We start from the raw sequence: 20,903 nt of genomic DNA on the forward strand, positions 1-20,903 counted from the left end.
AATCACCGATGTTGCATATCTTCTGTCCTCATTGCGGCGAACTGCGCTCCGAAGAAGAGTTTCACGCCAGTGGCCAGGCGCACATTCCGCGCCCGCTCGATCCCAATGCCTGCACCGACAAGGAGTGGGGCGATTACATGTTCTTCCGCGATAACCCGCGTGGCCTGCATCACGAGCTGTGGAACCACGTGGCCGGTTGCCGTCAGTTTTTCAACGCCACGCGCAACACCGTGACGTACGAGATTCTTGAAACCTACCTGATCGGCACCCAGCCGCAGTTCACCGAACAGGCCGCGCCCGTCGCGCCAACCGCCACCCGCGAGCAGGGAGAAAAGGTATGACTCAGACCCATCGCTTGCCCAACGGCGGTCGCATCGATCGCACCAAAGTGCTGACATTCACCTTCAATGGCCAATCGTACAAAGGCTACGAAGGCGACACACTGGCGGCTGCATTGCTGGCCAATGGCGTGGATGTGATCGGCCGCAGCTTTAAATATTCCCGCCCCCGCGGCATTTATGCCGCAGGCGCTGAAGAGCCCAATGCGGTGCTGCAGATTGGCGCCACTGAAGGGACACAAATCCCCAACGTGCGCGCCACCCAGCAAGCCTTGTATCAAGGTCTGGTGGCCACCAGCACCAACGGCTGGCCGAACGTCAACAATGACGTGATGGGCATTCTCGGCAAGGTCGGCGGCAAATTGATGCCGCCGGGCTTCTACTACAAAACCTTTATGTACCCGCAGTCGTTCTGGATGACTTACGAAAAGTACATCCGTAAGGCGGCCGGGCTGGGCCGCTCGCCGACCCAGAATGACCCTGACACCTACGACAACATGAACCACCATTGCGACGTGCTGGTTGTCGGCGCCGGGCCTGCCGGGTTGGCGGCGGCTTTGGCAGCGGCTCGCAGCGGTGCGCGAGTGATCGTGGCGGATGAGCAGGAGGAGTTTGGCGGCAGTCTGCTCGACAGCCGTGAAAGCCTGGACGGCAAACCGGCGATGGACTGGGTGGCTGAGGTGATGGCTGAACTCACAGCGCTACCGGATGTAGTGCTGTTGCCTCGGGCGACGGTGAACGGCTATCACGACCATAACTTTCTGACTATTCACGAACGCCTGACTGACCATCTGGGTGACCGGGCGCCGATTGGCCAGGTGCGTCAGCGTCTGCACCGGGTGCGCGCCAAGCGCGTGGTGCTGGCAACGGGGGCGTGTGAACGCCCGCTGGTGTACGGCAACAACGACGTGCCGGGCAATATGCTGGCGGGGGCGGTGTCGACGTATGTCCGCCGCTATGGCGTGGCACCGGGCAAAAAACTGGTATTGAGCACCAACAATGATCACGCCTATCGCGTGGCGTTGGACTGGCTCGATGCAGGTCGAAACGTGGTGGCAGTGGCCGATGCTCGGGGTAATCCACGGGGTGCGCTGGTCGAAGAAGCACGGGCCAAGGGCATCCGCATTCTGACCGGCAGCGCAGTGATTGAAGCGCGCGGCAGTAAGCACGTGACCGCTGCGCGGGTCGCGGCGATTGATCTTAAACAGAACAGCGTGACCAGCCCCGGCGAATGGCTGGAGTGCGATTTGGTGGCCACGTCGGGGGGCTACAGCCCGGTGGTGCATTTGGCTTCTCACTTGGGCGGCAAGCCGACCTGGCGTGAAGATATTCTCGGTTTTGTCCCCGGCGACGCGCCGCAAAAGCGCGTGTGTGTAGGCGGCATCAACGGCGTGTATGGCTTGGGCGATAGCCTGGCCGATGGCTTTGAAGGCGGTGTGCGTGCGGCCAGCGAAGCGGGGTTCAAGGCGGTCGAGGGCGTGCTGCCCAAGGCCCTGAATCATTACGAAGAAGCGACGTTGGCGCTGTTCCATGTGCCCCATGAAAAAGGCACGGCGCGGGCACCGAAGCAATTTGTCGACTTGCAAAACGACGTCACCGCAGCGGCCATCGAGCTGGCGACCCGTGAAGGGTTTGAGTCGGTGGAGCACGTTAAACGCTACACCGCGCTGGGGTTTGGCACCGATCAGGGCAAGCTGGGCAACGTCAACGGGCTGGCGATTGCCGCTCGCTCGCTGAACGTGACCATTGCACAAATGGGCACCACCATGTTCCGCCCCAACTACACGCCGGTGACGTTTGGCGCGATTGTGGGGCGTCATTGCGGGCACATCTTTGAGCCGGTGCGCTACACCGCGCTGCAAGCCTGGCACGTCAAGCAAGGTGCCGAGTTTGAAGATGTCGGCCAATGGAAGCGCCCGTGGTACTTCCCGCGCAACGGCGAAGATATGCAGGCGGCGGTGCAGCGCGAATGCAAGGCGGTGCGCGACAGCGTCGGCATTCTGGATGCGTCCACACTGGGCAAAATCGACATTCAAGGGCCGGATGCGCGAGAGTTTCTCAACCGTGTCTACACCAATGCGTGGACCAAACTCGACGTGGGCAAAGCCCGTTACGGGTTGATGTGCAAAGAAGACGGCATGGTCTTCGATGACGGCGTGACCGCGTGTTTGGCAGACAACCATTTTGTGATGACCACCACCACGGGCGGCGCGGCCCGTGTGTTGCAGTGGCTGGAAATTTATCAACAGACCGAATGGCCGGAGTTGAAGGTGTATTTCACCTCTGTCACCGACCATTACGCGACGCTGACCTTGTCTGGCCCTAACAGCCGCAAGCTGCTGAGCGAAGTGACTGACATTGATCTGGACCGTGAAGCGTTTCCGTTTATGACGTGGAAAGAAGGCCTAGTCGGCGGTGTGCCGGCGCGGGTGTTCCGTATCTCATTTACCGGCGAACTGTCTTACGAGGTCAATATCCAGGCTGACTACGCGATGGGCGTGCTGGAGAAAATTGTCGAGGCGGGTAAGGCGTACAACCTGACGCCGTATGGCACCGAAACCATGCACGTGCTGCGTGCCGAGAAGGGTTTCATCATCGTCGGTCAGGACACCGACGGCTCCATGACCCCGGACGATTTGAACATGGGCTGGTGTGTGGGCCGCACCAAACCGTTTTCGTGGATCGGCTGGCGCGGCATGAACCGCGAAGACTGTGTACGTGAGCAGCGCAAGCAACTGGTGGGCCTCAAGCCGATTGATCCGGGCAAATGGCTGCCGGAGGGCGCGCAGTTGGTGTTCGATCCCAAACAAGCGATCCCGATGACGATGGTCGGCCACGTGACATCCAGCTACGCCCACAACTCGTTGGGGTATTCGTTTGCGATGGGTGTGGTCAAGGGTGGGCTCAAGCGCATCGGCGAGCGGGTGTTCTCGCCTCAAGTGGATGGCAGCGTGATCGAAGCTGAAATTGTGTCTTCGGTGTTCTTCGACCCGAAAGGCGAACGGCAGAATATTTGAATGGGTGATCACATGACCACAGCCAATGTTTACCAACAACGCCCGGAGCCGGGTGCAAAAGCCGAATCGTCGTTACACCACACCGACCTTTCGAAGCTGATCGGCAAAGACCGGCAAAACCCCGGTGTGACGGTGCGCGAGAAAAAGCTGCTGGGCCATTTGACCCTGCGCGGCGATGCCAAGGACCCGGCTTTTGCCGAAGGTGTGCACAAGGCGCTGGGCCTGGAATTACCGGTGGCTTTGAGTTTGGTGGCTAAAGGTGATTCTTCGTTGCAATGGATGGGACCTGATGAATGGTTGCTGATCGTTCCCGGTGGGCAAGAGTTTGCCGCGGAGCAAGCACTGCGGGCGGCGCTGGCGGGACTGCATATTTCTGTGGTCAACGTCAGTGGCGGCCAGCAGTTGCTGGAACTGAGCGGGCCGAAGGTGCGCGAGGTGCTGATGAAGTCCACCAGTTATGACGTGCACCCGGACAACTTTGCGGTGGGTAAAGCAGTGGGCACGGTATTTGCCAAGTCGCAGTTGGTGATTCGCCACACCGCTGAAGACACATGGGAGCTGCTGATTCGGCGCAGCTTTTCGGAGTATTGGTGGCTATGGTTGCAGGATGCGGCAGCTGAGTTTGGGCTGAGCGTTGAGGCCTGAGTGAAGGCCGGCCCTCACCCCAACCCTCTCCCGGAGGGAGAGGGGGCTAATGTGTGGCGTTGCATACATTTGCTTTTGCTCTAAGTCCCCTCTCCCTCTGGGAGAGGGTTAGGGTGAGGGGCTTTTGCGTTTCATATCAAAACTACAAGGGACTCCCTCATGAGCCGTGCCCCCGACACCTGGATTCTCACCGCCGATTGCCCAAGCATGCTGGGCACCGTGGATGCGGTGACGCGTTACTTGTTCGAACACCGTTGCTACGTCACCGAGCACCATTCCTTTGATGACCAGCGCTCCGGTCGCTTTTTTATTCGGGTCGAGTTCCGCCAGCCTGACGGGTTCAACGAAGGTGAGTTCCGCGCCGGCTTGCAGGAGCGCAGCCAGGCCTTCGGCATGACCTTCGAACTGACGCCCCCGCACCATCGCCCTAAAGTGGTGATCATGGTGTCCAAGGCCGACCACTGCCTCAACGACCTTCTTTACCGCCAGCGCATCGGCCAATTGTCGATGGACGTGGTGGCCGTGGTGTCCAATCACCCGGACCTCGAACCCCTGGCCCAATGGCACGGCATTCCCTACCACCACTTTGCCCTCGACCCGGCCAACAAACCCGGGCAAGAGGCCAAGGTGTGGCAAGTGATCGAAGACACCGGCGCCGAACTGGTGATTCTCGCGCGCTATATGCAAGTGCTGTCACCCGAGCTGTGCCGCAAGCTGGACGGCAAAGCGATCAACATCCATCACTCACTGCTGCCCGGCTTCAAGGGTGCCAAGCCCTATCACCAGGCCTACGAGAAAGGGGTCAAGCTGGTGGGGGCGACCGCGCACTACATCAACAACGACCTGGACGAAGGCCCGATCATTGCGCAAGGCGTTGAGGTGGTCGATCACAGCCACTACCCCGAAGACTTGATCGCCAAAGGCCGCGATATTGAAGCCCAGACCTTGGCACGAGGAGTGGGCTATCACATCGAACGGCGCGTTTTCCTAAATGGAGGTCGTACGGTGGTCCTCTGATCACCGGCACAGGTTCTAAGCTGCAGGCAGATCGGCTTGCGGCGTGCCGCTGTCGATCCCCCCCTCCAACAATAACAAGGGTGAACTCGATGGCTGACAATCGCGGTGTGGTGTACCTGGGCAATGGCCAGGTTGAAGTGCAGAGCATTCCTTTTCCGAAGATGCAAAACCCTCAAGGCAAACCCATTCACCACGGCGTGATTCTGCGTGTGGTGTCGACCAATATCTGTGGCTCCGATCAGCACATGGTGCGGGGGCGCACCACGGCGCAAACCGGGCTGGTGTTGGGCCATGAGATCACTGGCGAGGTCATTGAAGCCGGGCGTGATGTGGAACATTTGAAGGTCGGCGATCTGGTGTCGGTGCCGTTCAACGTGGCGTGCGGGCGCTGTCGCAGTTGCAAGGAGCAAAACACTGGCGTGTGCCTGACCGTCAACCCGGCCCGTCCCGGCGGCGCCTATGGTTACGTGGACATGGGCGATTGGGTCGGCGGCCAGGCTGAATATGTATTGGTGCCGTATGCCGATTTCAATCTGCTCAAACTGCCTGACCGCGATGCAGCGATGGAAAAAATCCGCGACCTGACCTGCCTCTCCGACATTCTGCCCACCGGCTACCACGGTGCAGTGACTGCGGGCGTGGGGCCGGGCAGCACGGTGTATATCGCCGGTGCCGGCCCGGTTGGGCTGGCTGCCGCGGCTTCGGCGCGCTTGCTCGGCGCGGCAGTGGTGATAGTCGGTGATGTGAACCCGATCCGTCTGGCCCACGCCAAAGCGCAGGGGTTTGAAATTGCCGATCTGTCCAAAGACACCCCGTTGCACGAGCAAATTGCCGAGTTACTGGGTGAGCCGGAAGTAGATTGTGCGGTTGATGCGGTGGGCTTTGAAGCCCGTGGTCATGGCCATGACGGGGTTAAACACGAAGCGCCGGCCACTGTGCTCAACTCACTGATGGGTGTGGTACGGGTGGCGGGCAAAATTGGTATTCCGGGGCTGTACGTGACAGAAGATCCGGGAGCCGTGGACGCTGCCGCGAAAATGGGCAGCTTGAGCATCCGCTTCGGGCTGGGCTGGGCCAAGTCCCACAGCTTCCATACGGGCCAGACGCCGGTGATGAAATACAACCGCCAACTGATGCAGGCGATCATGTGGGACCGGATCAAGATTGCCGATATTGTCGGGGTCGAAGTGATTAGCCTGGACGATGCGCCGCGCGGCTATGGCGAATTTGATGCCGGGGTGCCGAAGAAGTTTGTGATTGATCCGCACCGGTTGTTCAGTCAGTAAGAGCCGCTGAAAAACAGCACTCCGGGACGAGCGGAGTGCTGAATATTTACGATGAAAATTTACTTACAGAAGGGTGTTTGTTTAGTCGACGGCTCTAATGTTGTCACGCTTGCCCTCAGATAAAGGCGGCTTGGGGCGATTTGAATGAGGCGATAATATAACGGCATTGTAGTAACTGGGTGGGCTGCTGGCTTCAGCATATGGGGGTGGCTGTAGACTCTGTTGCTGCCAGCGCGGTGTCGATTGTTGGCGGGCAATACTATTTTGACTCGCGGTTGAAGCGCGGTTGGTCACCCCAAAATGAGCCCTGAGGGCTTCATACATCTCGTCACCGGGTTGAAGATTTATCCCTGCACGCCTTTGGCGTTGAACGGGTGGTGTATTGGGTACGGACCCTGAAGGCTCTATCAAGCTCTGACTTGAGCGAGGGGTAATCGTATCGAGTGAAACATCTGAAAGTGAACCGGAAGGTGAGTTCGAAAGTGACCGGGAACCAAATTCAGTTAACGACGTGTTTGAGCCGGCTCTTGATAAAGGTTGAGTATTCGCAAGCGTGACCGCGCTGTTTCTTGTTGTCCAAGCCGGTGTTTTTAAACGGACTATAAGTTTTGAAAGTTTTGGCGGTATTGGAATATGTCCCGTCGGATCAACTTTGTTTGCAGGATCCCCCCCACAATACCCATACGCATTGATTCCGCCTTCAGCAAACGGACTCAAACTGTCCGGGCTGTTAAAGCGCATCAATACCGGGTTGAACGCTCGATATCCCTGGCCCAATAAATAATGCCCGGTCAACGGGTCAGGTCGCTCACCGTTGAAGCCACACACGCCGGGCAGCGTTTTTAAATCCTTTTGATGGCCGTAGGGTGTATAGGCGAGTGCCTGTTGAGAGCCGTCCGTACGGACGCTCTGCAGCACAGACGTTTGCATGTCTGTGGCCAGTAATGTGCAAGTGGTACCGTTTTGTTGAAGCGCCAGCGGTTGCGCGTCATATTCGAACAGTCGGTTTGTACGTTCGTCTTCAACCTCGGTTGCGAGACGGGTTTGGTTGTAGAAGAGCAGCGTGGCATTGACGCCTGTCACTCTGTCTAATGAATCATATAAAAACAGGCGCGAATATTTTTTAGGAGGCATGTGCATAGTCTATTTATAGGAGAGATGCTTTTAGCTTCTATCGCAAAATCTTGGCTGTATAGCTGTTGATGTTGAGAGGATTTGAGTGAGTTGACTTCAGGGGCATGAGGTCGATAGCGGTAATGCGCTAGGCGGTTCTGATTGCTGTACCAAAGGTGACAGGCTGATAGTTTCTTTTTAAACCCTTGGGTAGGTATCTCCACAGATTCTTATTTTTACGAGTGTGTATGATGCTGCTTTTAGTGGAGGTTTCCCCAATCTTCAGTTTTGGAACGAGCAACTCGGGGTAGTTGGTTGAGACAGTCCCCATATAGGATTTAACAGGGCGGCCGGTTATGGTGTGCAAAGTAGCGCCAAATGACCTGCTGTCTCCTTTGGCGGAATGACACATAATAATGCGTAAGTAATTATAGTTTTTGACATCAATACCTTTGTTGGCTGCCAAATTCACCAGCGACCTTGCGTCGATGGATTGAGACTCATCAAATATTAAGCGCACTGATCCTTCGCTACGTTGACTGTGACCTGCAAAATTCAATCTCGGCATATTTTTGTAAGTGTCTTCAAACGCGATGATGCCTTCGGACAGTCGCGTTAATTTATGGACTTTCTTGACATGGCCGCCCGTCAAAGCAGCCTTGGCTTTAATAATGCCAATGTCAATTAGTCGATTAATTTTAGAAAAAAAGTGCCCTGTAGGGTCGACCCTGTTGAGGGGATCACCCCCGCAATACGCATACGCATTGATCCCGCCTTCAGCAAACGGACTTAAATTGTCGGGGCTGTTAAATCGCATCAATATCGGGTTGAACGCTCGATAACCCTGGCCCAATAAATAATGCCCGGTCAACGGGTCAGGTCGCTCGCCGTTGAAACCACACACGCCGGGCAGCGTCTTTAAATCCTTTTGATGACCGTAGGGTGTATAGGCGAGTGCCTGTTGAGTGCCGTCCGTACGGACGCTCTGCAGCACAGACGTTTGCATGTCTGTGGCCAGTAATGTGCAAGTGGTACCGTTTTGTTGAAGCGCCAGCGGTTGAGCGTCGTATTCAAACAGTCGGTTTGTACGTTCGCCTTCAACCTCGGTTGCGAGACGGGTTTGGTTGTAGAAGAGCAACGTGGCATTAGTGCTGACGAACCGATCCAGAGGATCGTAGAAAAAACGGCGGACAGTTTTTTGGCTGAGAGGGGACATAAGGCGTTCCGAAATGCAGGTTCAGAGGGCGTTTAGCATTCACTGGCGCCTGCCATGTGTATAGCTGGCAGGACTGATGGGCGGGCATGCCGCAGCTTCCGTGTATTTCATTTAAGATTGCGCGCCGTTTGATCCAATAGTGGCACTTGGGAACATCTGCCGGTGTTTTGGGTCAAACTCACAGTTTTGTCGCTCTCTGGTTTGCGGGCGGCTTTTTGGTTCTAGAGGCTTTTACGATGAAAAAATTGAGCGGCGTAGCACTGGCAACCTTGATGACCGTGGCTGCAAGCCCGGTGTTTGCTGGTTTCAGCATGAGTGACGTGGCGGGTATCGCTGCTCAGGTGCAAGGCGCAAACGGTAATGGCGCCACGACTGACAAGTCGGCGCAGGCTGTTCAGTTGCTGAGCAAGGTCAATGAGCTGGGTGTTAAGCCTGAGCAAGCGGCCGGTGGTGTTGGTGCAATGTTGAGCCTGGCAAAAAACCAGCTGACGACCAGCGACTATTCCGAGCTGGCCAAGCAAGTGCCTGGCGTTAACAAGCTGGCGGGCAACGGTGCCTTGGGCCAACTGAGCCAGTTGGGCGGCCTGTTGGGCAAGTCCAGCGGTGTGTCCGAGACTGCTACCAACGCTGTGAGCAACGTGGCTAACACCGACCAATTGAACGCTGCGTTTAGCGCCCTGGGCATGCAAGACGGCATGGTTGCCAAGTTTGCGCCGGTGTTGCTGGACTATTTCAAAGGGCAGAACGTCAGCACCTCGCTGCTGAGCAAGCTAAGCAGCGCCTGGGGCGTTTAAAGGCTAGTCGCGCTCGGCACGCAAGGTGCTGATGCGCTGGTCTTTCTTGATCCAGAGCTGGTTAACCCAGCTCTGGACATGCTCACGAAACTGCGGATCGTTTTCGTAGTCACCCTTCCACAGCGCCGGGTCTAATTCGCGCGTCTGTATATCAACGATGACCTTGGGCACTTGCCCGCTGATCAAGTCCCAAAACCCCGGAATTCTTGCTTGCGGATAGACCACGGTGACGTCGAGCACGGCATCCAGCTGTTCGCCCATCGCAGCCAACACAAAGGCCACGCCACCTGCTTTGGGTTTGAGCAGATAGGTGTAGGGCGATTGTTGCTGTGCACGTTTGGTCGGGGTAAAGCGTGTGCCTTCCAGGTAGTTGACGATGGTGACGGGCTGGCGCTTGAACAACTCGCAGGCCGCCCGGGTGATTTTCAAGTCTTGCCCCTTGAGCTCAGGGTGCCGGGCTAAAAACGCCTTGGAGTAGCGCTTCATGAACGGGTAATCGAGCGCCCACCAGGCAAGCCCCAGAAAGGGCACCCAGATCAGTTCTTTTTTCAGGAAGAATTTGAAGAACGGCGTGCGTCGGTTCAGCCCTTGCATCAACGCCGGAATATCCACCCACGACTGATGGTTGCTGATCACCAGATATGACGTGTTGCGGCTCAAACCCTCGGCCCCACGGATATCCCATTGTGTGGGCAGGCACAGGGCGAAAATACGTTTGTCGATTTCTGACCAGGTTTCGGCAATCCACATCACGGCCCACGAGTTGTAATCGCGCAGACGCCCCGGTGAGATGAGTTTGAGCAAGGCAAACAGCATCAATGGCCCGAACAGGATCAGGGTGTTGCACAGCAATAACAGGGTGACCAGACAGCCGGTGAGCAGGCGGCGCATAAAGAACTCTTGAGCGATTAGGAACTGGCCATCATAAGCAGACACGCGGCGAACGCCAAATCAGAGAAGCCGACAAATGTTTCACGGCTGCTCGGTTATGTTGCTGTTGTAACCACTGCCGCTGGCTGCGAACCTAATTTATTCTTGGGGTCTAACCAGCACTCTTTAAAGGAAACTGCCCTATGAAGTCTGTTCTCGCCGTGTTGTCCCTGTTGGCGTTGCCGGTGATGGCTGCCGAGCCGACCCTCTATGGGCGTTACGAGTACATCAAGCTGCCGGAGATCGGCGAAACCCTTAAGGCCAAGATGGACACCGGTGCGTTGACCGCCTCGTTGTCGGCCAAAAACATCAAGACCTTCACCCGCGACGGTGATGAGTGGGTGAGCTTTCAATTAGCCACTGATGGCGCGAGCAGCAAAGTGTATGAACACAAAGTGTCGCGTATCAGCAAAATCAAAAGCCGCGCAGACGAAGACGAAGACAAGGACGAAGCGGGGAGTGCCAAACGTCCGGTGGTCGATCTGGAAATGTGCCTGGGCAATGTGAAGCGCACGGTGGAGGTCAACCTCACCGACCGCAGCAGCTTCAACTACCCGCTGTTGATTGGTGCCAAGGCCTTGCGTGAGTTTGGCGCAGCGGTCAACCCAGCGCGTCGGTATACGGCGGACAAACCTGATTGTTGATCAAGTCACCCTCACCCCAACCCTCTCCCAGAGGGAGAGGGAGCTGATCTGCAGTGAGCACATAATTGACGTCACCCCCGATTAAGCCCTCTCTCCCAGAGGGAGAGGGAGCTGAACTGCAGTGAGCACATAATTGACGGCACCCCCGATTAAGCCCCCTCTCCCAGAGGGAGAGGGAGCTGAACTGCAGTGAGCACATAATTGACGTCACCCCCGATTAAGCCCCCTCTCCCAGAGGGAGAGGGGGCTGATCTGCAGTGAGCACATAATTGAAGTCACCCCATTAAGCCCCCTCTCCCTTTGGGAGAGGGTTGGGGTGAGGGTAAAGGGCTCAATCAGCGCTTAAGCAACCCCTGAACGCTTATCCACACCGGTATCCCCAGGCCAATCCAGCTCAGCACGTCCCAGGCACCATCGCCCAGGAGCGCACTGAACAAGCCCATCAGACTGACCAGACCAATCGCCAGTGGAATGGAAAACACTTTCCAGAAGCTCGACTGACGCGGTCTCATCGTGCGTTCTCCCTGGCGGTGCGGCGTCGTACCCACCACAAATACAAACCACTGCCGAGCACCACGATGGTCAACAGGTCGAGTGCCGCCCAGAGGATTTTCATTGCCATGCCACCGTAGTCGCCAAAGTGCAGCGGCTGTGACATGCCCATCGCGTCCATGTACCACGGGCGACCACCCACGGCTGTAACTTCAAGGGTGCTGGCGTCGATCAAAACCGGGGTCAGCAAGTGGGCGGTCAGGTGCGTGTTGCCTTTCATAAAGACCGCGTAATGGTGCTCGCTGGAAAACCGTGTGCCAGGGAAGGCGATAAAGTCCGGGCGCATATCGGGCGCCGCACGGTTGGCAATATCCAGTAGGCGGGTGGCGGGTGCCAGGTGGGTCAGCGGCGGCGCATCGCGATAGGGTTCGATCATCGCGTTGAGGCTATCGTTGCGCCAGGCATCGATGATCAAGTCTGCGCAGGCGCTGATCACCCCGGTCACGCCCACCACCAGCGCCCACGTCAGGGTGACCACGCCGAGCAGGTTGTGCAGGTCGAGCCAGCGCAGGCGCCTGGATTTGTCAGTGCGCACCGTGGCAAATTCATGACGGCGCATAAACGGCAAGTACAGCACCGTGCCGGAGACGATGGCCAGTACAAACAAAATACCCATAAAGGCCAGCAGCAGTTTGCCCGGTAAACCGGCAAACATGTCCACGTGCAGGCGCAGAATGAACATCATCAGGCCGCCGTTGGCCGAAGGCACTTCCAGCGCTTCGCCGGTGCGGGCATCGAGCATGAAGGTGTGCGACGAATTCGGTTCGGTGCCGGCCGTTGCAGCCATGATGGCAAACACCGCGTTGGGGTCGTCGTCATCACTGCCGAAGTACTGCATCACGTCATTGGGGCGATGAGCTTTGGCCGCGTCTACCAGCTGTTGCAGGTTCAGGTGCGGCGTATTGGCCGGCATCTCCCGCAACTCGGGGCTGTCGCCCAGCACGTGGTCGATTTCATGGGAAAAAATCAAGGGCAGGCCGGTCAATGCCAGCATCAGCAAAAACGCGGTGCAAATCAGGCTGGTCCAAGTGTGAATAAAGGACCAGCGACGGATCGTTTTGCTTTTCATGAAAATCCAAAGTTGACGCAGGTGTGCATTGAAACCGGCTGGGGTTGTTGCGACAACACCTGCCGGTTGCAGCGCGTGTGTTTAAAACTCCAGCTGTGCCGAGAATTGAACGGTACGCGGGTCGCCAAGGTAGTGACTGTTAAGCCAGTAGTCTTTGTTGGCCAGGTTGCTGACGTTCATGCGCAAGGTCAGGTCGTTTTGCGACACCTTCATGCGGTAACGCGCACCGGCATCAAAGGTGGTGAACGAGGGCAGTTGGTAGTCGTTGGAAACATCGGTGTATTGCTTGCCGGTGTAGAACGCGCCACCGGTCAGGGCCAGACCCGGCACGGCATTGATGTCGTATTCGGCATACAGTTTGGCCAATTGTTTGGCGACATCAACGGGAGCGTTGCCATCGTTGGCCTTGTTGTCGGCATCCTTGACCTTTGGATCAAGCAAGGTGAATCCGCCGATCACCGTCAACTCCGGGGTGACTTTACCAGTCACGCTAAACTCCAGGCCATTGTTCACCTGTTTGCCGCTTTCGGTGTACACCATATCGCCGTCGAGGTAGCCGTTAGGCTTTTCGATGTTGAACAGTGCCAGTGTCAGCAGTGCATCGCCTACGGTGGCTTTGGCACCTACTTCGTATTGCTTGCTTACTTGTGGTGCGAAGATTTCACCGGCGTTGATTGCGTTGTAAGGCGCGGTGCCGCCTGCTTGCAGGCCTTCAATGTAAGTTGCATAGGTCGTCAGCCAAGGCACTGGTTTGTAGATAAGCGAAACGCTAGGCGACGTTTTGCTTGCGTCGTAGCGGGTTTTCTTCGCGGGTGAGGAGTAGATGAAGTCATTGGCGTAGGACTTGATCTGTGTCCGCGTTACGCCAACGATGCTCGACCATTGATCGTTGAAGGTGATCACATCACCGATCAGGAAGTTGTTGGCTTGCGAAGTACTCGCCAAGTGCTTGCTGCCATGCCCAATCGAGTAGCCGGGTTTGGTGACTTGCTCGCTGCTGCCGAAAGGCAGGGCGCCGCCGCCGACGTCTGCATACTGCGAGCCGTCCGAGGGGATGTGGTCTTCGTACTGCTTGATGCGCGAGTCGTTGCCCTGATAACCCATGGTCATTTTGTGGCCAATGGTGCCTGTGTCGAAGGCCGCATCCAGGAACAGATATGCCGAGTTCTCCTGGTGCTCAATCGGTGCGAAAGCGTACAGCGGCTGGGTGTAAACCCCAGGGCTGTAAACAGTCGGGCCGGTGTAGGTGTTCTCTTCGGTGAATTTCTGTGTGGCGAATGCACCGCGCAGGGTGAAGGTGTCGTTCAAACGCCATTTGGCGCGAACGCCGCCTTTGTCGGTTTCGTTGTCCGAGAACGACCATTTCTGGCTGTACAGTTTGTCGTTGTGGAGTTGCGAGGCGCGGGGGCGCAGCGCTTGGTCGCCGAAATACCAATAGCTGGTCAAGCCGTGAATTTCAGTCTTCTTGTGTGAAGCATCGAATTGGATTTGCAGGTCGTCGCTGACGTTCCAGTCAACCGCCAGACTGATCAACTCGCGACGGCGTTTCTGCATGTCGATCGCAGTTTGGCCGTCTTGTGTCAGGAGGTTCAGGCGATAGGCGAACTTGCCTTCATCATCAATCTTGCCGCCGAAGTCGCCGTGAAGGTAATAGTTGTCACCGCCGGCATTGCCCAGCGTCACGCTGCGATAGGTTTCGTAGGTCGGACGTTTAAGTACGTAGTTAGCCAAGCCACCCGGAGTGGCAGGGCCATACAAAAAACCGGTCAGGCCGGTAATCACTTCAAGCTGTTCGGTTTCTTCCAGAAAGTTGCCGGCATCGGCGAGGGTGGAGAAGCGCAACCCATCGTTGGCAATGTTCAGGTTGCCCGCGCCGCTGAACCCGCGAATGTTGACGGCACTCGCATAGCCCGCACCTGTAGGGGAAAACATTTGAGTGAACGGGTTACGCTTGAACACGTCATCCAGTGAAGTCGCCTGCATGTTTTTAAGCAAGGCCTGAGACGTGACGCTCATGGAGTACGGCGTGTCTTGCAGCTTCATGCTGCCCAGTGCGCCGACATTGCTGATGTTTTCGCTCACGTAGCCAGCAGCCTCTGAACCTTCGGCCACAGCGCTCGCATTCACATTGACGTCGCCCAGGGTCAGCGCGCCTTCAACCACAGGCACTGGCACGAGCCCATAGGCACCGCCACCGCTCTGTTGCAGCTGCAACCCCGTCCCGCGTAACGCTTCACGCAATGCCGTGCTGCCCTCGAATGTGCCGCTGACGGGGGCCGAGGTTTTGCCTGCGACCAGCGTCGGGTCAATCGCCAGGGTGATGCCTGATTGGCTGGCAATCTGGTTCAGGGTCGTGGACAGCGAGCCAGCAGGCAGGTTGTAGGTGCGAGCAGTCGTCTGTTCGGCGGCCATCAGCGAGGTGCTGGCCAACGGGGCGCTCAGGGCAATGGCAGCGGCCAACAGGCCGGGGCGCAAAAACGTGTCGAGGGTGCGGGACATTCGGCGTATTCCTGAATGGAAATGTTTCTCAATGCCTATCTGCCGCATGACATTCGAAAAGTGATAGGGCGTGTTGAAAATTATTTCGATTCAGCATTTTGAGGGGCAGGGCTGACAGTGACCCACCACGGCGTCACCTGTTCGATCTTGACCGGTAAAGTCGGTTGCAGCGCGTTGAGAGCCAGTTCGACGTTGTTCAGTGCGAAGCTGCCACTGATACGCAAGTCAGCCACTTGGGGATCGACGCCCAGATGGCCACGGTGATAGCGATTGAGTTCGCTCACCATGTCGGCCAAACGTACGTTGTCGAGCACCAGCATGCCTCGTGTCCAAGCATCTGCGCCGGGGCTCAACGCGAGCATCTGGCCCAAACTGTCGCGCTGCATCAGCACTTGCTGGCCTTCGTTGTAGACCGTTTCATTGCCACTGTTTGCAGGCTGCGCTGCTACCTGCGACTGCAAAACGCTTAGCCGCGTACCGTCGTCTTCGCGTTTGACCAGAAACCGGGTGCCCAATGCGCGCAGGCTGCCGTCGCGGGTCTGTACGATAAAAGGGCGGGGGTCGCCATGGCCGGTCTCGACCATGATTTCACCTTCTTGCAGGATGATTCGCCGGGTGCTGGCATCAAATTGCACGTCAACTGCACTGTGGGTGTTGAGGTCCAGTACGGTGCCATCGGCCAGACGTAGTTGCCGCTGCTCCCCGGTTGCGGTGCGTTGGTCGGCCATCCAGTAATCCAGTTGCAGGTAGTTTTTACCCGCGAACAATGCCAGCCCGCACACCAGCGCAACACTGGCCAACCCACCGCTGATTTTACGGAGCCGCTGCTGTACTCCATCGCGAGGAGCCAACAACGCGTTGCGCGCCGGGATGCTGGTGTTGCTGAAGCGTTGATCCAGCATGCCCAGTTGCAACCAGGCCCGGGCGTGTTCTTCACTGGCGGCATACCAGACCGCGAATTCAGCCTGCTCCACAGCACTGCCGTTGCCGCAGTCCAGACACAATTGCCAGGCGATGGCGGCGTCCAGAACCTTGGCGCTCACTGGTTTTGAGCTGACTGCACTCATGCCGGTTCGCCATACAGAGCGATGTAGCACTGGCGGATACCTTGGGCCAGGTACTGACGTACACGGGGCACGGATACGCCAAGACGCTCGGCAATTTCAGCGTGGCTCAGACCCTCTATGCGGCTATAAAGAAAGGCGGCGCGAGACTTGCTCGACAGTTTGCCCAGCATTGCGTCGATGGCCTTGAGGTCTTCGAGGATCAACTGCTGCTCTTCGGGCGAGGGCTGTTCGGCTTCGGGAACCTGCATCAGTTCGTTGAGGTAAGCCTGTTCCAGCGCAGCGCGGCGAAAGTAGTCAAACAGCAGGCCCTTGGCGATGGCGGTCAAAAAGGCCCGCGGCTCACGGGGCGCCTTGAGGTCGGTGCGCCCCAGCAGTCGCACAAAGGTGTCTTGGCTCAGGTCTTCGGCTCGCTGTGGGCAGGCCACATTGCGTCGCAGCCACGCCAGCAGCCAACCGCGATGGTCGCGGTAAAGCGATCCAACCAGTTCGCTGTGGGGATTTTGGACTGACGACAAGGGCATCACCGAATACAAGTTTTAACTAACGATAATTATTCGCGATTGTGTCAGAGCCATTGGCCATGCGCAATTGACGCTCATCGGATGGCAAGAGGGGGCTTGCGATCATGTAGCCGCTGCCGAAGGCTGCGATCGACGATGCAATCGTCGCATGTGCTGTGAGCGGATACCGTGCGCTGAATGGTTTTACGACGGCTTTGCCGCCGATCGCAGCCTCGTGCCTCGTCAGCGGCTACGGTCAGGGGTACTTATTAAAAGCTGTGCACCTGTTTGCGTCGTTGCCACTGGTTTAGCTGCTGTTGCAGGGCTTGGGGGCTGTCGATGTGTTGGGCGCGGGCGCGGCTGAACAGGATCAGGGCCAGCTCCGCGGTGGCCAGCGCGTCGGCGCTGGCATTGTGGCGTTCTTCAACCTGGAGGTTGAAGTGGTTGATCCACGCGTCTAATCCGGCTTCGCGCAGGTTGATCTGCGGGCACAGCATGGGCGCCAGTGCCGCGACATCCATAAAAGGATGCTGCAAGCGATAATCCAGGCTTTCTTTCAGGGCACGGCCGAGCATGTGTTGGTCAAACGGGGAATGGAAGGCGAGCAGCGGGCTGTCACCGACAAATTCCATAAAGTCGAGCAGGGCGTCGACAGGGTCGCAACCGGCGGCAATCGCACTCGGGCCCAGACCGTGCAGCAATACGCTGGGATTGAGCGGCATCTGGGTGCGCATTAACGTGCGTTCAAAGGCCTGACCCAGATCGATCGCGCCGTCTTCAATCACCATTGCGCCAATGGACAGCACTTGATCGCGCTTGAGATTCAGGCCGCTGGTCTCCAGATCGACCACGACCCAGCGCTGTTGGCGCAATGAACGTTCGCTCAGCCCCGGTGATGGCCGCAGTTGCAGCAAGCGTTGTTGTTGCTCAAGGCTCAGCAGCGGTTTTTTACCGGGTAAAAACCACGACCAGAAGCTCATAGCTGGTACCGCAACGCCAGGCTGCTTTGCAGGCGTTGTGCCTGACGCAGGGCCTCACGCAGGATGCGCCGGTCGAGCTGGTTCAAGTTGTCGGGGTCCACCCGGTTGGAATACGGACGGTTCTCCCGGGTTTGTAACTGGTGCTGTTGCATGCGGGTTTGCTGGATAAAGTGATACGCCTCTTCATAGGCGGCACCGTCCAGCGCTTCGATGACGTCCAGCGACACCAGCTGGCGCAGGCGTTCGAGGGTGTTGGTCGCTTCAATGCCGTGGGCCAGCGCCAGCAGGCGGGCGCCATCCACAAAGGGCGTAAGGCCCTGAACTTTGAGGTCCAGTGTGGCTTTGTCACTGCCTTTGCGTTCCAGCACAAATTCCCGAAAGCGCCCCACGGGTGGACGATGGCGCAAAGCGTTGTCAGCCATCATGCGCTGGAACAGGCGATTGTCGGCCACTTGGTCGAGGATGCCAGCGCGCAACTGCTGGCAGCCTTGTTCGTCTCCCCAGACGGCGCGCAGATCAAAATAAATGCTGGAGGCCAGCAGATTCTCGGGAGTGGCTTCGCGGATAAAGGCTGCAAAGCGTCGAGCCCATTCGGCACGGGACAAGCACAGTTCAGGATTGCCGGCCATGATATTGCCCTTGCACAGGGTAAAACCGCAGGCGGCCAGGTGCTGGTTAATTTGCTGAGCGATGGGCAGCAAGCGCTGGCGAATTTCGGCAGCTTCTGTGGCGTCTTTAGCCTCGAAAAAAATACCGTTGTCCTGATCGGTGTGCAGGGTTTGCTCGCGTCGCCCTTCGCTGCCAAAACACAGCCACGTGAACGGCACGCCAGGGTCGCCGCGGTCAGCCAGCACCAACTCGATGACGCGACACACCGTGTGGTCATTAAGCTGAGTAATGAGGTGGGTTATCTGCGTCGAAGACGCGCCGTGGGCCAGCATTCGCTCAACCAACTGGCCAATTTCGCCGCGCAGGTTGATCAGGTTCTCCAGCTTGGGTGCGTGACGAATGGTGCGGGCCAGATGCACCAGATCGACCCGTTGCAATGAAAACAAATCCCGCTCGGACACGACGCCGCACAGGCGCTGATTTTTGACCAGACACACGTGGGCGATATGCCGTTCGGTCATGGCGATGGCGGCATCGAAGGCGCTGTGATCGGGGGTCAGGTAAAACGGGCCCGGGGTCATAAACACATCGATAGCCTGGGCGAAGTCCTCAACACCACTGGCCACTACGTGGCGCAGATCGCGCAGGGTAAAGATGCCCAGCGGCGCTTTGTCGGCATCGACGACGACAATGCTGCCGACTTGTTGCTCATGCATCAGGCGCACGGCTTCGCGCAGGGAAGTTCCGGGCAAACAGGTCACGGGATGGCGCATCGCCAGTTCGCCGAGGCGGGTGTTGAGGGAGTACTGAGTCCCCAGGGTCTGTACCGCTTTCTGTTGAACCTGTTGGTTGACCTTGTCGAGTAAACTGCTGACACCACGCAGCGCAAAGTCGCGGAAATCGTCGGACAGGGCGAACAGTTTGATAAACGCGGCCTTGCCCAGTTGCAGGCAAAAGGTATCCTCAGCAGCACGGTGTTCCGTGCGGGTAGCACGCTCGCCCAACAGTGCTGCGAGGGGGAAGCACTCCCCGGCCGTAATTTCAAATGTGGTTTCGGTATCGCCTCTGCCCAGATGAGTACGTTCACCCACGACCCGGCCTTGCTTGACGATGTAAAAATGTTCTACCGGCCCGTCAGCCGGTCGGATGATGCTTTCGCCGGGGCCATAGAAACGCAGCTGGCATTGTTCCACCAGGAACGCCAAGTGGGTGTTTTCCATGTGGTTGAAGGGCGGAAAACGCTGCAAGAACTGCATGGTGCCGTGAATGTTCTGCAATACAGCTGTTTTCCCCGCCTGGAGAAACGCATCCGATTTACTCATGACCGTTACCGCGTTGTAGGTGGTTAACCCTTGTTGTTATGACGGGGCGGGGTGTGCCGGCCCAGGGTGCTGCTACCCCCTCATGCTCGTTTGTCTGCGCGCGGGTGCCCATTGGACGTAAGTCTAGGGGGGCTAACATGTTGAATGTTTAGAGGCATTTGTGTGGTTTGATACTTGATGATTGAAGCCACTGGCTTTGGTATAAGCGCATTGAGTGAACAGGAGGCGTGGTCGCGAGATAAACGACTACGCTGCTGAGAAAATAGCGGACAGGGTTCTGTAGAGAGCGGCATGACTGAACATGATATTTTGACCGACGCAGAGCGCAAGGCCTTGAACGAGGTGATGCACACCCCGGTCATCGCCCGGCAAAGTGTGTTGATCGTTGAAGACGATCAATTACAGCGCGAGCTGCTGGCAGAGCTTTTAACGGAGGAAGGCTATAAATGCCTGACCGCCAGCAATGAACAGCAAGCGTTGGCATTGCTCGCGTCCGACGACTCGGTCGGGCTGATACTGACCGACTTGCGCATGGTGCCCCATGATGGCTTGCACCTGATCCGCAAGGTCCGCGCTTCAACACGCGCCAGCCTGCCGATCATCATCATGTCGGGTGATGCCGGGGTAAAAGATGCCATTGCAGCCATGCACCTGAATGTGGTGGATTTTCTGCTCAAGCCGATTGATACCCAAAAGCTGCTTCAGTTGATTGCACAGGAGTTGGGAGTATAGTCATACACATGAACGCCCAATCATTTTCAGTTTATGCGGTGGTGTACTGATTACTCTACCGTCACGAATTGATTAGGGTTGTTGATAATGAATACATCTTGAAGTTGCGGGATCGTAGAGTCTAGATTTCCCTGAGGGTCCGTTGCCGGAATTTTGACTGCGCAAAGGACTGTCCATTTTTGAGCAGTAATCACTGGCTGCGTACTGAGCACATACGAAGCCGTCTTTGCTTCAGCTATAGTTAGTAAAACCTCCCCTGGCTTAATATGTATGGCGGTTGTATATTTCGTAGTGATTTTTACCTTCTTTTCATCGTTCTCCTGACAGATTTTAGCGCCTTCTATAGTCGCGTAACCAGTTGCCTCCAGCGTGTGCAAAGGAGGAGGAACTAATATAATTGGCCCAAATGTTTCTGGCATTTTAATTTGTGCACCTTTCACAATAATGAAATCACCCATATATGCCTCTCAATTATTAACGGCCTACCATCGACCTTGTGCAGTTTTGAACAGTGAATGTTCAATGATGAAAGTAAGCGTAGTCCACTTATATCCGGTCGCAGGGTGGTAAGTA

General features: G+C 57.0%; 19 protein-coding genes. 8 read left to right on the top strand and 11 right to left on the bottom strand.

Going from position 1 to position 20,903, the window contains the following annotated elements; genetic code table 11:
* Positions 1-8 precede the first annotated feature (8 nt).
* From EQV93_RS06065 to fdhA, 5 genes are all read left to right on the top strand, one after another.
* Complete coding sequence (locus tag EQV93_RS06065; protein ID WP_122784114.1) at positions 9-341, top strand: sarcosine oxidase subunit delta; 333 nt, start codon at positions 9-11, stop codon at positions 339-341.
* Entirely contained in the window at positions 338-3,355 is a 3,018-nt protein-coding gene (locus EQV93_RS06070; protein WP_240891095.1) for a sarcosine oxidase subunit alpha, read from the top strand. The genes EQV93_RS06065 and EQV93_RS06070 overlap by 4 nt, the downstream gene beginning before the upstream one ends.
* Positions 3,356-3,367: 12 nt before the next feature.
* On the top strand, positions 3,368-4,000 hold the full coding sequence (locus tag EQV93_RS06075) for a sarcosine oxidase subunit gamma (RefSeq protein WP_240891097.1): 633 nt from the start codon (positions 3,368-3,370) through the stop codon (positions 3,998-4,000).
* Positions 4,001-4,159: 159 nt separating this feature from the next.
* Positions 4,160-5,017 (top strand): formyltetrahydrofolate deformylase, encoded by an 858-nt coding sequence (gene purU, locus EQV93_RS06080; protein WP_240891098.1) that lies wholly within the window; start codon positions 4,160-4,162, stop codon positions 5,015-5,017.
* Positions 5,018-5,106: 89 nt separating this feature from the next.
* The gene (gene fdhA, locus EQV93_RS06085) at positions 5,107-6,303 is read left to right on the top strand and encodes a formaldehyde dehydrogenase, glutathione-independent (RefSeq protein ID WP_122784117.1); all 1,197 of its coding nucleotides are present in this window, start codon (positions 5,107-5,109) and stop codon (positions 6,301-6,303) included.
* Between the two features lie 81 nt (positions 6,304-6,384).
* Here fdhA and EQV93_RS06090 read toward each other — a convergent pair whose 3' ends face one another.
* Positions 6,385-7,437: an RHS repeat-associated core domain-containing protein gene (locus EQV93_RS06090; RefSeq protein ID WP_240891099.1), complete on the bottom strand. Its 1,053-nt coding sequence runs from the start codon at positions 7,435-7,437 to the stop codon at positions 6,385-6,387.
* Positions 7,438-7,564: 127 nt separating this feature from the next.
* Positions 7,565-8,632, bottom strand: coding sequence for an RHS repeat-associated core domain-containing protein (locus EQV93_RS06095; protein WP_240891100.1), 1,068 nt, complete (start codon positions 8,630-8,632; stop codon positions 7,565-7,567).
* Between the two features lie 236 nt (positions 8,633-8,868).
* Here EQV93_RS06095 and EQV93_RS06100 point away from each other — a divergent pair, with 236 nt between their 5' ends.
* A complete protein-coding gene (locus EQV93_RS06100; RefSeq protein WP_122784120.1) occupies positions 8,869-9,426 on the top strand; it encodes a DUF2780 domain-containing protein in 558 nt (185 codons plus the stop codon).
* A gap of 3 nt (positions 9,427-9,429) precedes the next feature.
* Here the strand turns inward: EQV93_RS06100 and EQV93_RS06105 are convergent, their stop codons facing one another.
* Positions 9,430-10,317 (bottom strand): acyltransferase, encoded by an 888-nt coding sequence (locus EQV93_RS06105; RefSeq protein ID WP_146386100.1) that lies wholly within the window; start codon positions 10,315-10,317, stop codon positions 9,430-9,432.
* Between the two features lie 182 nt (positions 10,318-10,499).
* Here EQV93_RS06105 and rloA2 point away from each other — a divergent pair, with 182 nt between their 5' ends.
* Entirely contained in the window at positions 10,500-11,000 is a 501-nt protein-coding gene (gene rloA2 / locus EQV93_RS06110; protein WP_240891101.1) for a retropepsin-like aspartic peptidase RloA2, read from the top strand.
* A gap of 335 nt (positions 11,001-11,335) precedes the next feature.
* Here the strand turns inward: rloA2 and EQV93_RS06115 are convergent, their stop codons facing one another.
* The 7 genes from EQV93_RS06115 to EQV93_RS06145 all read right to left on the bottom strand — a co-directional run bounded on the left by EQV93_RS06115 (position 11,336) and on the right by EQV93_RS06145 (position 19,598).
* Positions 11,336-11,512, bottom strand: a complete 177-nt coding sequence (locus EQV93_RS06115) for a hypothetical protein (RefSeq protein ID WP_167654271.1) — start codon at positions 11,510-11,512, stop codon at positions 11,336-11,338.
* Positions 11,509-12,621: a PepSY-associated TM helix domain-containing protein gene (locus EQV93_RS06120; RefSeq protein ID WP_240891103.1), complete on the bottom strand. Its 1,113-nt coding sequence runs from the start codon at positions 12,619-12,621 to the stop codon at positions 11,509-11,511. Before EQV93_RS06120 ends, EQV93_RS06115 begins: the two co-directional genes overlap by 4 nt.
* Positions 12,622-12,702: 81 nt before the next feature.
* Positions 12,703-15,120 (bottom strand): TonB-dependent receptor, encoded by a 2,418-nt coding sequence (locus EQV93_RS06125; RefSeq protein WP_240891104.1) that lies wholly within the window; start codon positions 15,118-15,120, stop codon positions 12,703-12,705.
* Positions 15,121-15,200: 80 nt separating this feature from the next.
* Complete coding sequence (locus EQV93_RS06130; protein WP_240891106.1) at positions 15,201-16,187, bottom strand: FecR domain-containing protein; 987 nt, start codon at positions 16,185-16,187, stop codon at positions 15,201-15,203.
* Positions 16,184-16,708, bottom strand: a complete 525-nt coding sequence (locus tag EQV93_RS06135) for an RNA polymerase sigma factor (RefSeq protein WP_167654272.1) — start codon at positions 16,706-16,708, stop codon at positions 16,184-16,186. The genes EQV93_RS06130 and EQV93_RS06135 overlap by 4 nt, the downstream gene beginning before the upstream one ends.
* A gap of 248 nt (positions 16,709-16,956) precedes the next feature.
* Positions 16,957-17,667 (bottom strand): 3'-5' exonuclease, encoded by a 711-nt coding sequence (locus EQV93_RS06140; RefSeq protein WP_240891107.1) that lies wholly within the window; start codon positions 17,665-17,667, stop codon positions 16,957-16,959.
* Positions 17,664-19,598, bottom strand: a complete 1,935-nt coding sequence (locus EQV93_RS06145; protein WP_146424815.1) for a putative nucleotidyltransferase substrate binding domain-containing protein — start codon at positions 19,596-19,598, stop codon at positions 17,664-17,666. The genes EQV93_RS06140 and EQV93_RS06145 overlap by 4 nt, the downstream gene beginning before the upstream one ends.
* A gap of 291 nt (positions 19,599-19,889) precedes the next feature.
* On the opposite strand from EQV93_RS06145, the gene EQV93_RS06150 reads away from it, so the two are divergent.
* A complete protein-coding gene (locus EQV93_RS06150) occupies positions 19,890-20,330 on the top strand; it encodes a response regulator (RefSeq protein WP_122784128.1) in 441 nt (146 codons plus the stop codon).
* 50 nt (positions 20,331-20,380) lie between these two features.
* Here the strand turns inward: EQV93_RS06150 and EQV93_RS06155 are convergent, their stop codons facing one another.
* The gene (locus EQV93_RS06155; protein WP_240891108.1) at positions 20,381-20,788 is read right to left on the bottom strand and encodes a hypothetical protein; all 408 of its coding nucleotides are present in this window, start codon (positions 20,786-20,788) and stop codon (positions 20,381-20,383) included.
* Positions 20,789-20,903: the final 115 nt, after the last annotated feature.

The sequence above is a fragment of the Pseudomonas sp. TMW22091 genome (genome assembly GCF_022496705.1).
Lineage (GTDB): Bacteria > Pseudomonadota > Gammaproteobacteria > Pseudomonadales > Pseudomonadaceae > Aquipseudomonas > Aquipseudomonas saxonica.

Coding starts and splice junctions, on each gene's coding strand:
- EQV93_RS06065 (WP_122784114.1), top strand. CDS start 9: ATGTTGCATATCTTCTGTCCTCATTGCGGCGAACTGCGCTCCGAAGAA.
- EQV93_RS06070 (WP_240891095.1), top strand. CDS start 338: ATGACTCAGACCCATCGCTTGCCCAACGGCGGTCGCATCGATCGCACC.
- EQV93_RS06075 (WP_240891097.1), top strand. CDS start 3,368: ATGACCACAGCCAATGTTTACCAACAACGCCCGGAGCCGGGTGCAAAA.
- purU (WP_240891098.1), top strand. CDS start 4,160: ATGAGCCGTGCCCCCGACACCTGGATTCTCACCGCCGATTGCCCAAGC.
- fdhA (WP_122784117.1), top strand. CDS start 5,107: ATGGCTGACAATCGCGGTGTGGTGTACCTGGGCAATGGCCAGGTTGAA.
- EQV93_RS06090 (WP_240891099.1), bottom strand. CDS start 7,437: ATGCCTCCTAAAAAATATTCGCGCCTGTTTTTATATGATTCATTAGAC.
- EQV93_RS06095 (WP_240891100.1), bottom strand. CDS start 8,632: ATGTCCCCTCTCAGCCAAAAAACTGTCCGCCGTTTTTTCTACGATCCT.
- EQV93_RS06100 (WP_122784120.1), top strand. CDS start 8,869: ATGAAAAAATTGAGCGGCGTAGCACTGGCAACCTTGATGACCGTGGCT.
- EQV93_RS06105 (WP_146386100.1), bottom strand. CDS start 10,317: ATGCGCCGCCTGCTCACCGGCTGTCTGGTCACCCTGTTATTGCTGTGC.
- rloA2 (WP_240891101.1), top strand. CDS start 10,500: ATGAAGTCTGTTCTCGCCGTGTTGTCCCTGTTGGCGTTGCCGGTGATG.
- EQV93_RS06115 (WP_167654271.1), bottom strand. CDS start 11,512: ATGAGACCGCGTCAGTCGAGCTTCTGGAAAGTGTTTTCCATTCCACTG.
- EQV93_RS06120 (WP_240891103.1), bottom strand. CDS start 12,621: ATGAAAAGCAAAACGATCCGTCGCTGGTCCTTTATTCACACTTGGACC.
- EQV93_RS06125 (WP_240891104.1), bottom strand. CDS start 15,120: ATGTCCCGCACCCTCGACACGTTTTTGCGCCCCGGCCTGTTGGCCGCT.
- EQV93_RS06130 (WP_240891106.1), bottom strand. CDS start 16,187: ATGAGTGCAGTCAGCTCAAAACCAGTGAGCGCCAAGGTTCTGGACGCC.
- EQV93_RS06135 (WP_167654272.1), bottom strand. CDS start 16,708: ATGCCCTTGTCGTCAGTCCAAAATCCCCACAGCGAACTGGTTGGATCG.
- EQV93_RS06140 (WP_240891107.1), bottom strand. CDS start 17,667: ATGAGCTTCTGGTCGTGGTTTTTACCCGGTAAAAAACCGCTGCTGAGC.
- EQV93_RS06145 (WP_146424815.1), bottom strand. CDS start 19,598: ATGAGTAAATCGGATGCGTTTCTCCAGGCGGGGAAAACAGCTGTATTG.
- EQV93_RS06150 (WP_122784128.1), top strand. CDS start 19,890: ATGACTGAACATGATATTTTGACCGACGCAGAGCGCAAGGCCTTGAAC.
- EQV93_RS06155 (WP_240891108.1), bottom strand. CDS start 20,788: ATGGGTGATTTCATTATTGTGAAAGGTGCACAAATTAAAATGCCAGAA.